Origin of the sequence: Methanosarcina spelaei (assembly GCF_002287235.1) — an archaeon.
GTDB lineage: Archaea > Halobacteriota > Methanosarcinia > Methanosarcinales > Methanosarcinaceae > Methanosarcina > Methanosarcina spelaei.
Genome location: NZ_LMVP01000031.1, coordinates 1 through 14,520 on the forward strand (window position 1 = coordinate 1; position 14,520 = coordinate 14,520).

7 protein-coding genes, 1 tRNA gene and 2 pseudogenes are annotated in these 14,520 nt (G+C 37.8%); 7 read left to right on the plus strand and 3 right to left on the minus strand.

The window, feature by feature from the left end; translation table 11 throughout:
* Positions 1-30: 30 nt before the first annotated feature.
* Positions 31-315 (minus strand): annotated as a pseudogene (locus ASJ81_RS02730) (DUF6444 domain-containing protein); the annotation flags it as partial.
* A 421-nt stretch (positions 316-736) separates the two neighbouring features.
* Complete coding sequence (locus tag ASJ81_RS02735; RefSeq protein ID WP_095643139.1) at positions 737-1,492, minus strand: MBL fold metallo-hydrolase; 756 nt, start codon at positions 1,490-1,492, stop codon at positions 737-739.
* A 98-nt stretch (positions 1,493-1,590) separates the two neighbouring features.
* Between ASJ81_RS02735 and ASJ81_RS02740 the strand changes: the two genes are divergently transcribed.
* Positions 1,591-1,675: transfer RNA gene (locus tag ASJ81_RS02740), tRNA-Leu, on the plus strand.
* 866 nt (positions 1,676-2,541) lie between these two features.
* Positions 2,542-4,434, plus strand: a complete 1,893-nt coding sequence (locus ASJ81_RS02745) for a DNA/RNA non-specific endonuclease (protein WP_095643140.1) — start codon at positions 2,542-2,544, stop codon at positions 4,432-4,434.
* Between the two features lie 305 nt (positions 4,435-4,739).
* On the opposite strand, the gene ASJ81_RS24130 is transcribed toward ASJ81_RS02745, so the two are convergent.
* Entirely contained in the window at positions 4,740-7,631 is a 2,892-nt protein-coding gene (locus tag ASJ81_RS24130; RefSeq protein ID WP_095643141.1) for a PKD domain-containing protein, read from the minus strand.
* An 882-nt stretch (positions 7,632-8,513) separates the two neighbouring features.
* Here ASJ81_RS24130 and ASJ81_RS02755 point away from each other — a divergent pair.
* From ASJ81_RS02755 to ASJ81_RS02770, 5 genes and pseudogenes are all read left to right on the plus strand, one after another.
* A complete protein-coding gene (locus ASJ81_RS02755) occupies positions 8,514-8,690 on the plus strand; it encodes a 4Fe-4S binding protein (protein ID WP_095643142.1) in 177 nt (58 codons plus the stop codon).
* Between the two features lie 2,530 nt (positions 8,691-11,220).
* Positions 11,221-11,367 carry a hypothetical protein gene (locus ASJ81_RS23535; RefSeq protein WP_245859728.1) on the plus strand — a complete coding sequence of 49 codons (147 nt, stop codon included), beginning with the start codon at positions 11,221-11,223 and terminating at the stop codon, positions 11,365-11,367.
* Entirely contained in the window at positions 11,355-11,660 is a 306-nt protein-coding gene (locus ASJ81_RS02765) for a response regulator (RefSeq protein WP_245859733.1), read from the plus strand. Before ASJ81_RS23535 ends, ASJ81_RS02765 begins: the two co-directional genes overlap by 13 nt.
* 27 nt (positions 11,661-11,687) lie before the next feature.
* Positions 11,688-11,852, plus strand: a pseudogene (locus ASJ81_RS24365) (MEDS domain-containing protein); the annotation flags it as partial.
* 525 nt (positions 11,853-12,377) lie between these two features.
* On the plus strand, positions 12,378-14,520 hold a 2,143-nt coding region (locus tag ASJ81_RS02770; protein WP_245859730.1), incomplete at its 3' end, for a PKD domain-containing protein.

The window sequence follows — 14,520 nt, forward strand, 5'->3', positions numbered from 1 at the left end:
GCAGCAGTTCAAAGAATGCTCTATTACCTAATCAGGATTATCAACCATTTTAAGAGTTGTTCCTGGATGACCTTCTTGACCTCCAGGGTTCTTTTCGCTCTTTTTACGGAGACTCTTGGGATTAGGTTTTCCTTTGACAAAAAAATCAGTAGAAGGAGGTTTACTGCTGTTTCTGCTATTTTGATTTAAGCGAGATTCTAAAACTTGCAATTTTTCACTAAGCTGTTTTATTTGAGATTCAAGACTCTCAATGTAAGTTGCAATAACTTCAGGGTTTGAAGTACACAGAGCAAGAATCTCTTCACGTTTCATCAAAGATAGAAATAACTCATTGTAAATCCAATTTTTCCTCGAAAAGAGGAAAAATTGTGTAGCCCTAAAAAGGCTACCTGAATAGTAACAATAAATAAATAAATACAAACGGTATTTCAGGGCTTTTCTCTTGTATGAGAATGATCCTGTTTTTCTGATATTTAATTATAAGGATGCATAATCACATGATAGGATACAGTTAGATGATTTTATAGGTAAACCCAGAACCATATAATTCAAGAGTAAACAATTCAAAGTTTAGCCTTTTTTCAAGAAGGACTAAGAGTAAAATTTGAGGATTTCCGAATGATTTGCTATTGTTCGGGTTGCCTCTGGTTTAAACAGTACAGCCTTTATTTACAGCCGGAATTTCACTTTGTACCTCCTGGATTACTCGTACCTCAACATCTCACTTTGTGTTTTATCATAACTCAAGTTTCATGAGGTCTTCGGCAATAATTATTTCTCCTTCAAAATACCCTTTCAGGCGGTGCACTGCTTCTCTTTCGTGCCCCCGCATCTCCGGATAGAAATGTGTAAGGCAGATGCTTCCGATTTCGTTAGTATACTCCTCCAGGATGTCGGCAAGTGAGCTGGGAGTAGTATGGTTTGTGACTTTCATTCCTGAAGGAAAAGAGCACTCGTGGATTAGGAGATCGGCCTCGGCTGCAAGGTCCATAATATCTCTGGAGGGTTCGGTGTCTGCGGAATAAACGAATTCCCCGTCTTCTCCAGTCACGCGGTAAGCCAGCGTTGGAACACTATGTGTGGCTGCCGTACAGCTAATCTCACAGTCGAATCCCTCGGGAGTAAATTCTTTTCCTGAGACGAGCTCAATGATATCTACATCCACTTCTTCCTGAAGATATTCATAAGCGTCAATCACTTTTGAAAACCACTCTTCGGTTCCTTCAGGCCCGTAGATCTTCATACTCGTGTTTCCACGGAGCCAGTTTGCCTTAATGAGAGGATGCAGGTCAGCCACGTGGTCAAGGTGAAGGTGCGAAAGCAATACCGTATCCACATCAGTGTGAGAAACACCAGCTTCAGGAAACCTGTTCAATACGCCACTTCCACAATCAATAAGTAGTGGCTTTTCCTCAAGTCTCACAAGCACTCCGGACTGTACCCTATTCTTCTGCGGGATCGCAACTCCAGTGCCAAGAAATGTTATTTCCATGAGTTAGAGAATAAACTTTAAATAATTTAACTTTATTTAAAGCATGTCCGTATAAGGAATCTTTGCAGTCCAAAAAACCTGCCTGCTTTTTTCAAAGCGCGAGGGTTGCCCAGCCCGGTCAAAGGCGCCGGACTTAAGATCCGGTATCGAAGGATTTCGTGGGTTCGAATCCCACCCCTCGCACTAGCTTTTTGGGATATATACAATGTCAAAAAGTATACTCAACTGTGAAAAGTAACAACAATATAGTTGGAAAGTGCTCTCTCTAAAACTAATTCTCATATAGCGTTTTTATTTATAAAGTAAGTAAAATTTTTTTTAACTTTAGTGCAAAGATGGTGCCAATATACATTTTCTAAATTTATTTTTATTTTAACTATTTTTACAAGACTCAGTACCAAAATCTAGTGATGAATGTAAAACTCAAAATCACTAGATTTTATAAATGGTCACCATCCATGTAATACAACTTAGTGATTCAAGTCTTTAGATAGCGAATATCGATTTTGATAAAAACTGGATTCTTCTTGCTAATTAAGACTTTCTATCAAAAATGCAAAAATCACTGGATTTTGGAACAGAGTCTTTTACAAGGATTTTACATATGAAAATCCAGGCTATCGCTCGTAGTCAGATGACCCGGTATATCCCAGAAGACCTATCAAAGTAGTTAGAATAAGTAAAGTGACTACTCTACGTCAGCGCTTCCTTTATAATTGTTCGACTATTTTTTCTCGATGTTCTATATCTGGGACATCGAAAGGCTTCCGGAACATATGAAAAGTGGTGCTTTTTCTATATCAAAAGCACATATGTCAAGAAAATAACAACAGAAAACAATGTTAATACTAATCTAAAATTCCAAATAATTATATTCATTTTTTCTAATATTATATTCAAATGTGTATAAAAACATTATAACTTGGATATTTTCTCTATACTTTGCACTATAATATCTAGATTATATTAATATATTTATTTCAAAACTCAATATCGGCCTCCATAGGTTACAATTATTTGAAACCGTTGGGTCATGATGGGGGAAAGATATGCTTGAAAATGACCGAAAAGAAGAGCAACAGAGAAAAGCCTCTGAAAGGTGCTATAGCCGGCAGAAAGCCACTGAAATGGAGTGGCCAGGCGAGAGATTCAGACGTGAGATCATCAGGCCTTTGACGGAGGCACAACCCATAGAAAAGCGCCTGATGTTTCTTGAACCAGGTGATGGCCTGGCCTTGAAGAGGATCATGGGAAAGAGTGATCTTGTCGGTATCTCCTATCTGGAACTTGGACTGCTCGCGGCCAGACCAGTCTGCAGGGTCCGGATTATGAATCCCTTCAGCAGGCCAGAAGGTTACGGCACGGGCTTTCTTGTCGGCCCAAATCTGCTGCTGACAAATAACCATGTCCTCTATACAGCAGAGCTGGCAAGAAAGAGTTTTGCAGAATTCGAGTTTGAACAAGATATAAATGGTCAACAAAAGACATCCAAATCCTTCAACTTGCGACCCGACGAGGTATTCGTCACCGATCCGGACATGGACTTCACACTGGTATCCGTTGCCCCCGTTACCACAGAAGGGATACAGCTTACCAATTACGGATTACTGCGTCTCGTGGAAGACACCGGCAAGGTACTGAACGGCGAGTACGTCTCCATCATTCAGCATCCTGAGGGTGGTCTCAAGCAATGCTGCCTTCGGGAAAACGAGGTTGTAGATATCTTCGACAACTGGCTGCACTATATGACCGACACTCAACCCGGAGCCTCAGGCTCGCCCGTGTTCAACGATCAGTGGCTGGTTGTGGGCCTGCACCACTCAGGAGTGCCGATGAAAGATGCCCAGGGCAACATCCTCAAGACAGACGGTCAGCCTTATCGAGAAAGCATCGACGATCCCAGCACCATAGCCTGGGTAGCCAATGAGGGTATACGTATTAGTCGCATCTTCCAAGCACTGGAATCGCGCAGCGAGAACGAACCAATGGCAGCCGAAGCTTTGCGCAGGCTTCGCAGCCATGGCACTGGTCCGATCGGACCTGCGATCATAACTGCTCCAGAACCGATCCCCGGCGCAGCCATGGAGTTGGGAGAATTGCCCAAGGAACATTACCACCTGGCAGATGGTTACAACCCCGATTTTCTGGGTTCTTTGCACCATTTGCCACTTCCCAGGCTGGCTGATAACCTCCAGTCCAAAATCGCAAAGCTAAAGGATGGGGGCGAGATCCTCACCTACCTGCACTTCTCAATTGTGATGAATGCCGATCGAAAGCTGGCCTTCTATACCGCAGCCAATATTGACGGCAAGGAACTGGAGAAAATCAAACGCGACCGTGACAAATGGTACTTTGATCCGCGTCTCGACCAGAAATATCAGGCCGGACCCAAATTGTATGAAGGCAATCCACTTGACCGCGGACATCTTGTTCGCCGGCTGGATCCCTGCTGGGGGCCAAACGCCAAGGAAGCGGGAGAGGATACTTTCCATTTTACGAACTGTTCGCCCCAGCACGAGCGCCTTAACCAGCGTGATTGGCTTGAGGTGGAGGACTATATACTGAAGACTGCAGATAATGCCAATGTGCAGATATCAGTATTCACCGGTCCCGTTTTCCGCGAAGACGATATGATTTACCGTGATGAGTACCTCCTGCCTGCCGATTTCTGGAAAGTGGTGACATTCGTTAATAAGAACGGAAAGCTAAACGCCACTGCCTACCTGCGTACTCAGAAGAATTATCTGGAGAGTATGGAGTTCTTCGACGATGAGTTCAAGACATGGCAAGTGCCGGTAACGCAGGTTGAGGCGCTGACCGGTCTATTATTCAGCTTGCCTACGGATGCCGATCCAATGGCCAGGACAGCAACCGGAAAGAGTCTGAAAAGCCAGAGGAGCAATATCCGGAGGATTCGCTCTGCTGCGGACATAATGCTCTGATACGATCGCTTGACAGTTGTTGCTTCGGATTAGACAATGAAGCGCAATCTTACTAATGAATTTACACAAGTACATATGAAAAAATAATTTTTTACTGAACAAGCACTATAAAATAAAAACATATAAAGAAATCCAGTTATCCCATAAATTCTTTCAAACCCTGGATTTCTTTTACTTAAGTTTGTCTTTTCGTCATTAATCAGTTATTTTTCAATCTTCGCAACTTCATTTTTTCTTTTCAAAAAGGGGAGAATTATCACTGGTTACGTTGGAACTATAGTTCTTGTGGTAGAAAGTATCATTTTTCATCTGGCAACTGCAACTTCTCTAAGATAGATTCCTGCATTCACCGTAGCTGTAACAGTGTCTGTGGCTGTGTCAATCACTGAGACATTGTCACTTTCGGCATTTGCCACATATACCTTTTTTCCGTCCGGTGTGACTGCAATTCCCATGGGCCATTCTCCTACAGGCACTCTGGCTGTGACGGTGTTGGTTGTTGTGTTAATTACAGATGTGGTATTTCCCTTGTGGTTCGTCACATATAACTTTGTTCCATCCGGAGTGACCGCAACTCTAACAGGATTATCTCCTACAGGTATCGTAGCTATAATATTATTTGTTGCTGTATCAATTACAGAGACATTGTCGCTTCCACCGTTAGTCACATATACCTTTGTTCCATCCGGACTAACTACAATTCCATCAGGATACTGTCCTGCATTGAACACAGATGTAACCTTGTTTGTTGCTGTATCAATTACAGAGATATCGTAATAATTTGTCACATATACTTTTGCTCCATCTTGGCTAACTGCAATTCCATGAGGAACGCTGCCTACTTTAACTGTATTCGTAACAGTATTAGTGTCTGTGTCAATAACATAGACTGTGCCATTTTCAAAGACAGCACCGGTGTTGTTCGTAACATATGCCTTTTTTCCGTCTGGAGCAATTGCAATTGCGTAAGGTGAACTTAATCCTTTAATGGTGGATATAACCTTGCTTATGTTTGTATCAATCACGGAGACAGCGCCACTTGTTTCTTTCGGCACGTATACCCTTGTTCCTTCCGAATTGACTGCAAGCCATGTTAAACCACTTCCTATCTCCATTATGTCTACTACTTTGTCTGTGGCTGTATCGATTACGGAGATATTGTTGTCACTAGTAACATATGCAAATGGTCCTGTGGTTTTGAATACATCGATCACCCTAAACGTTGAGTTTGTACTGTTCTCATTACTTGCCGTCAGGGAAACCGTATAGTTTCCTGCTGCAGAATATGTGTGAGTTGGATTCTGTTCGGTTGAAGAATTTTCATCTCCAAAATTCCAGTACCAGTATGTAGGCTTTCCAATGCTTGTATCAGTAAATGTTATTGTCAGTGACTTTGGAACAGACACCTTTTCCGAAGTAAAAGAAGCATATGGTCTTGTAAGTCCGGTTACGGTAATATAATGATATTTTGTTATCGCAGCTGTGCCACCGACATTGTATTCAAATAAGCTCACGGTATATTGTCCGGGCTCCAGATATGTGTGCTCTACTGTTTGGTTCTCACCAACACCTTGCTGAGAACCATCTCCAAAACTCCAATCATTGGCATATCCGGCTCCTCCATGAAACGTTACTTTCAGTGGTGCATCCCCGGATGTTACACTTGAGGAGAAATATTCCCGACCAACAGGTTCATCACCCAAGCCAACAAGTACATATCCATACTTACTTGTTGTATTACTACCCACAGCATTCTTAACAGTTAGATTTACGGTATATCTTCCTCCGATATCATATACATGGGTTGGATTTTGCTCTGTGGAGGTATTACCGTCTCCAAAGTCCCAAAGCCAGGACGTAGGCGACCCTGTGCTATTATCGACAAATGATACGGTTTTTGTGAGAACTGACCCTCCATAAGTGTCAGAATGATATACTTCTGGAGAAAAGAAGTCTGCGATAGGGGCTTGTGGAGGAGTGACAGTAATATAATTTGATTTCTTCAGCGTGCTATTGCCTGCGAAATTGGTTACTGTAAGACTAACATCATATGTCCCAGGTTTTTTGAATGTGTGTGTGGCGGTTTGAGCATGTTTTGAGTTTATACCATCTCCAAAATCCCAATACCAGGATGTCGGAGTTCCACCCGTGCTGTTATAAGTAAATAATACAGTTAACGGCGCATTTCCTGATTTAGATGTTATATTAGCAGAAAAAGAAGCAAATGGTCTTGTAGGTTCAGCTGAGAAATCGTACATGTATATGCTGCAATAGTACTTGTTTTCTTTATCATCACGATAATCTTCCCACACTATTTTGTCACCGTAAACAGCAGGGTTAAGTTGATCTGATTCATCATTGGTGATCTGAATTTCTTTGTCTTCAGAAAGATCATATACGTATATATCCCAATTTCCGTTGCGATTATCCTGCCACACTATCCTGTCACCATAGATAGCAAGCTTATCTTTTTGTGATTCATTGAATGTAATCTGAGTCTCTATAGAAGTTGAGAGATTATGGAAGTAGATGTTGTTACTTTCAATGTACACAATCCTGTCACCGTAGACTTTAGGGCTAGATGCTGATCCATTGGTTGTAACTCTAGTTTCATTGAAAGTCGATAGATTATACACATAGATATCATGGTATGAACTTCCAAAGCCAGGATCGTCCTGCCATACTATTTTGTCACCGTATATGGTAGGGTCCTTAGTTGATTGGTTAGTTGTAATTTGAGTTTTATTATATGTAGAGAAATCATACATGTAGATATCCCGATAACCATCGCTCCAATCCCTCCACACGACCTTGTCACCATATATAGTTAAAGAATCCTTTACTCCTTGATTTCCCGATCCAGGAATTGAAAGTAAAGTTTTATTATTTGTGGGTATATTATATAAATAGATATTTTGTCCTCCAGACCCCCATACCATTTTATCGTTATAAATAGCAAGATATGAGTACCATGGATCTTCAGTTATCCGTATTTCTTTGCCTGTAGACAAATCTCGCAGGTGGAGACTTCCATTGAAGTAATTGTCCAACCATACAATTTTATTGTCATAGATAGCAGGATTAAGACCTCTCTCGCCATACGGTGTAATTTGAATTTCCTGTCCAGCTGACGCGACTGTTGTGACCAGTAACAAAAAAGCAAAAGCTAACAAAGTCGAAAAAATCTTACTTCTCATTTGTTTCCCCCAGATCCCACAATTAAATAAATATTTTCTATTTCCCTTATCAATAGTAAAGCTTATTATTATTTACAATATATTTCATTATTTGTTTCAGCTAAGTAACTATATTCAGGAAGAGATCAGTTCCAAAAGCCAATCGCGTTCAACTGCTTCAAATCCAGTACCACCAGTTTGTTTACTAACATCAATTGGAAACAAATTGGTATTCAGATTTTGCAGCCTACATTCCGCAGATGTACACAGATGTAGAATTTATTTGCCGATTTGCCATATTATCTCATCAAATCCGATTTTAAGTTTTTAGCTTATTGCCGTATTGAGATAATAAGTGGCATTTTTGTGTACATCTGCGGAAAGTGGGTTGCAGTAAAAAACCAGGAAATAAACCCAATCAAAAGGATAAAAAGCGAAGAAACGTAAGAACAGGCAAAAAATAAAAATACGTTCTCATTGTGCGATAGTTGTAACCAGGCCAAAAACGCCAGACTTAAGTTAAGTCCTGGGTCCTGTAAAGTCTACGGAAGATTAGTATTCCTTTCCAGCTGATACCGAGGTTCTAAAATATCCACCTTCTTCATACTTTACAGAACCCTGTTTTCTCTCACTCAAGTGATTTTTCTCTCACTCAAGTGATAATTCTAATTTTGTCATTTCCCCATCTACTGACGTTAGAGTACTAGAAGATTAAAAAATTGTATAGATTTTTATATTATTAAGTCAGAGTAAGGAAATGGGTTTCCGGATATTCAAATACCTGATGCCCTCTTTAGCACTTATTAAAAATTTAACCTAACCTTCAGACTATCAGAACCGTCAGTTATTTTTATAATTCAGTGAATGAACTTAACATGCTGATAAAATAAGGAGTGAAAAAACATGGTAGCAAAAATTGATGCCAACTCCTGTGAGAGTTGCGGAAACTGTATAGGTGAATGCCCTGCATGTGCAATTTCCATCAACGACGATGATGTTTCGTTTGTCATTGAAGATAAATGCAATGACTGCGGTGTATGTTTGAATGCATGTGTACATGGGGCAATTACCATTGTATAAGGCTCTAGAAAACTTACACTGAAGGATTTTGTGGATTCAAGTCCAGCCTGGCGTTAATCTTTTTCAAATAGTCAGTAGAAGTTTATATCTCTTTAACCTTTGTTGATTCTTTTTCCAAATTCTTGTGGTCTTTGTATTTTTTGATTGAAAATTTGAACTCGTAAGAAGAAATTGTTTTTAATTAAAATCGTATTCGAGATCTAAAGATTTTAATTTCTAAGCTATATCTCAAAATTTGTAACTAATTACGAAATTTGGTGACCTAATTTTATGTTCATCACTTAGTTTCACTACTGAGTCTTTTGTTTCTTTCTTGCTATTCAACTCTCGATACTTAGTTTTTATAACCATGCTTAGAAGGCATATTTAGAAATAAGAAGGTTGAGAAACTATTAACTTTTATATTTATGTGCGTTGCAGAGCCCTGTATTTATCCATAAGCTGCAAAATAAATGTGTGTATGGATTAAAAGAAGTAAAATGTGTGTATGGATTAAAAGAAGTAAAATGTGTATACGGATTATGAAGTGAAAGTACAAAACAATAGATTGTAAAATCAGTTAAGAAAATCAGTTAGAAATCAGTTAGAAATCAGTTAAGAAAATCAGTTAAGAAATCAGTTAAGAAGTAGATGGTAGGGTGTTGAGTCCCTATTCTCAAACCCTACCTGCGATCCAACCCAAAGATTAAGAGGAAACCCTATTACTCTTAATCTATACAATTATAATAATACAGACATATATATCATAACCGATACGAAAGATTACTTCTGATTTAAAATTTCAATATAATTAAAAAAATATATTATTTTATAAATTTTAATGTCATTAAAATCGTGTAAATCGTATCTTTTTGCTTGTAAACAATTTTTGACATAGAGTTCATCTCATAACCTGAAATCTGCTTCTTGGGCCATGTATTGCGAGTAATCAATCAAGCTCAAGATCGAGAAAATAAATTTAAAAATTCCCAACGATTAAAGATAAAGTACCTTTCAGGATAGGCTATATAATGCTCTATAATATTAGTTTGAAGCCTAGTGTCGAGTCAAACACAAAATGTCGTATAAAATCGAGTGCAGTTATTAGGAATCATTGAATCCTTGATAATTGATTTGACACTAGTAAAAAAGTTAAACAACTCTCACAACAGAGCTTGAGAGAGCTTACAATCTATTATAGAGAGTTTCGATAAACCTCAATTTATGGCTGGTTGCTTATAAATGGTATATAAGTAACTTCTTGATATTAGAGGTTTATCAAATTCTCTATAGGATTAAGGATGGAAAAATAAACAATAGGTATTTGACATGAAGGAGAATGTTAGGTTTAAAAAATAATTTCATAGAGTAAATTATCAAGAGCAACAACTCAAAATATTTTTGCAAATAAGGCGAAATGTGTTATGCTTTATATTTTAGGGTCCTTCCAAATCAGTGTTAAAACTAAGAATACAAAATACTTGTTTTGGACAATAGATATGCATTTAGAATCTCCCCAAATAAAGTACACTCTAAAAACCAATTTTTTAGAAAAATAATTCATAATGACTTTTAAAAGGAACAAATGGTCAATATGAAACCTTCGTTTGTTCACAATTTATGTTTATTTATAAACAAGGCATTTGATGTCATTTTCATCCATACAAAATTCAATGTTAAAAGTAAGGAAAAATCAACGTTTAATTTACCAATAGAAATATTTAAATCCTTTAAACAGCAAATAGGCCTTTTAAAGGATGTACTTTAATTGGGGAAGAGCTGATACTATACTTAATTGGGAAAATAATGTTTAATATATCTTAAAAAACTAATCATTTTTCAAGGGGTCTATTATATTTGTTGTCACTTGTAAGGATTCTGTTCCAAAATCCAGTGATTTTTGTATTTCTTGATTGAAAATCTGAATTCGAAAGAAGAATCCGGTTTTCATCAAGATCAATATTCGATATCTAAAGACTTCAACCCCAATGTCGTATCAAACGGATTGTGACCACTTACAAAATCCAGTGATTTTGAATTTTACATTCATCACTGGATTTTGGTACTGAGTCCTTGTAAGGAATATTTCATTATAACAATCGATAAATTTCATGGAAATTTCATTGCTATAAAATATTAAAATGTAATTAATTTTTATATTGCGTAATCTGCAGGTGCTGACCTTCAGGTGAGATCCTCAGGAGTCCAGTAATTTTTTTGAGTACCAAAACTATAGGAAACAAGACTGAAAAGTAGCTATCCCGGTTGTTTTGATTCCAATTTTTTCTTGATGATACCCATTGTTTTGATCTGTTCTTTTTGGTTTATTCTCTAAATCTCGTGAGGTATGAGGATATCTGTTCTCCAACTCCTCAACCTGGTTTTCTAATTTTGTTTGTGATGTCAATATTTAATATTATAATATAGATAATAATAGAAAGAATTTCATATAATTAAAAATAATTAACTGTTTAGGTTGACGCTTATACCCCTGGAGCTAAAGACTCAGGGGTTTACGCTTCACCCTATAATATAGTAGGAAGTGTTAAAGATGGACATTATAAGCAAAGAAGTAGAAATTCTTCTGGTAGAAGACAACGAAGGCGATGTCGACTTAGTTGAAGAAGTTTTTGAAGAGATAAAACTAAAAAAAATCTTCATGTTTCAAAAGACGGAGAAGAGGCAATCCTATTTTTAAACAAACAGGGACAGTTTTTAGACGCCCCACGCCCGGATATAATAATTCTGGATCTAAATTTACCGAAAAAAGATGGGCGTGAAGTTCTTCAAGAAGTAAAACAAGACGAGAACCTTAGAAATATACCGATAGTAGTTCTAACTACTTCTACAGCTGAAGAAGATATACTTAAATCTTATAATCTGCACGCTAATGCCTATATCACCAAACCTGTTGACTTTGACCAATTTATAAAAGTAATTAAATCTATAGCAAAGTTCTGGTTTGAAACTGCAGAGTTACCATCAAAATAAAATATTGATGACCAGAGAAGATACACTATGAATCAAAATATAAGAAGATCCGGTATTGATATTACAGGAGATGTGCCTTGGAGAACACTATTCTATCAGTTCTACCAGACCAAGAAAGACCTGTTGGATATACTTGTCCCTTACTTCGAAGCAAGACTGGAAAATAATGAATTCTGCATGTGGGTTACATCGTAACCTTTTGGAGAAGAAGCAAAAGAAATCCTTTGAAGAACTGTTCCCGGTTTAGAGATTTCGCCTTCAAAGGGTTTATAAGCTTCTTTGTAAGATTCAGTAGTTTTAATGGGTTCAAGGAAGACGAAAATTACTTGATCTCTCCAGCCTGCTTCCTTGGACCTATTATTTATAACCGGATTGTAAAGATAGCATCGAAGGATTTTACAGGTTTAAGTCAATCGCTTGATACAGAACTCTTTTCTTACTAAAAATTAGCCAATTAGTTTATAAAAAAATGATTGATTAACTAATTTACCGCTAAAAAAGGGTTTTTTGGAAACTATAATCCAGTTACGTAAAAGAATCAGATATGGGAATTTAAAAATTCGGATTTTGCAGAATAAAAGTTAATATCTATAAAAAATAATAGAACTTATCAAGGTAAAAATAGATTTTTTAATTTTGTCTTGTGGAGCCCTCTCAGGTTCTTCCGAAAGGTCAACGACGCGGTATATTAAGTTAAACAGGTTTAGGAGAGATATTTTGAAAAAATTTAAAAATTTTATAACGATATTTATTCTTACTCTTTTTTATCTTGTGCTAATTAGCCATGCAGCTTTGGCGGCAAATATTGTAATTGACAAAGAAACTGGTCCGGCTGCACCAGGTTTTTTTCACACACCCAATTATGCAAATGATGCAGCTTGCATTCAAGCGGCACTGGACAAATCAAAAAGCGGGGATACAATAACTATCCGAAAAGGGGATTATTATATCACAAAAGGAGTATATCAAAAAGATAAAAATCTGAATATAATAGGCGAAGGAAAAGTAACTCTTCACATTCAAATTTCTGATAAAGAATATAACGATATATATTTCGGTGGATCACAGATCATAAGCGGAGCCCTGAATACTGACGCTAAAAAAGGCTCGTCTAAAATTGTATTAACTGACGCTTCCAAGGTTCGCAAGAACGACTTGATTAAGATCTGGAAAAATGTTCCGTGGTGCCCTTTAAATTATCCAGATAATTATCCAGATCAAATGACAGGAGAAGTTTATGCTGTTAAAAGTGTAAGTGGAAATGTTATTACTTTAAATCAACCGCTTCTTAGAGATTATAAATTATCCGAGACTGTGAAAGTCGAAACATACAGACCTGTTCAGATACATATAAAGAATATAAGGCTAGAGGACACAGATAGTACAACGGTTCATCATGGACTTGCTATGCAATATTGTACGGACAGTTCTGTTACTAACTCCTGGTTCAATAACTGTGGTTTCGGCGCTATTTGTCTGTACTCCTGTTTTAATGTGAGTGTTAATAATAATGAGATTTACAACTCGCTTCGTCCCAATTCTGGATACGGTGTAAACGCAGCTAGTGGTACGGCTTTTGTCAATATTGACCATAATCACATAGAGAATTGCAGGCATGCTGTAACAGGCAATTCAGCTGAACTCAAGTCTTTAAATCGGGATGTTTTTATCACTGATAACACTCTGATAGGAGCAAACATTACAGGTTCTAATGTTGTTGATGCTCACGCTGATACTATTAATTTTGTTGTAACTGGAAACAAAATATATCCGCAGATAACATCTGAAACCCTATACTATTGTACATTTTTAGAGTACAGGTCACCTCAAGAGCTTCCATTCTATTTTGCATTTGCAGATGGCACACAACAGTCCACATTCTCTGACAATGACGTTTTTGGCGGATATGGAGGGATATTTGCACGCGGTGCCGTAAGTAACGGGGTACACGTTTACGAAAACAACACGTTTAACGATATGTTAGGTAATATGTATGAGGGAGGAAACGGAACCGACAACACGCTTATAATCAGGAATAATATTCAAAACAGTGGGACGCGTGGAATCATTTTTCCATTCTATGGAGGTTTCAAGAATATAATAATAAATAAGAACACTTTTAGCAATCTTTCTCATCAAGGCGTGTATCAGAAGTTTCTGATAAACGGGGTAAACTTAGATATTTCTAAAAATACTTTTGAAAACCTGGGACGGGAAGGAGTATATATCGATGGAAATTCCTTGAAAAATGGTGCTGTGAAAATACAAAATAATATCTTAATAAACGTGAATACCTCTAATTCCTCTTCCGGAATCACAGTCAAAAGTGTTAAAAATCCCGAAATAAGCGGAAATAAGATAGTTGAAAAGCCGATAGTTCCTGTTGCTGCTTTTCTGGGATCTCCGAATTCAGGAAAAGTGTCACTAAAGGTACAGTTTTATGACAAAAGCACAGGCTTACCAACTTCATGGAAATGGATCTTTGGAGACGGAACAACTTCAACCCAGAAGAACCCAACCCATAAGTATTCAGCCGCAGGGAAATATACCGTTAGTTTGACAGTAAAGAATGCTAAAAGCAGTAGTACGGTAACAAAAAAAGATTACATAACCGTCGCAGGGTCTTTGAAAGCTCCGGTTGCTGCTTTCTCTGCATCCCCAACTTCGGGAAATGCCCCGCTGAAGGTACAGTTTACTGACAAAAGTACAGGCTCACCAACCTCATGGAAGTGGAACTTTGGAGATGGAAAAACTTCAACGTCCAAGAATCCTGCATACACGTACACTAAAGCCGGAAAATATACTGTAAGCTTAACAGTAAAGAATGCAGCCGGAACAAACACAAAAACAATAAAGAAAT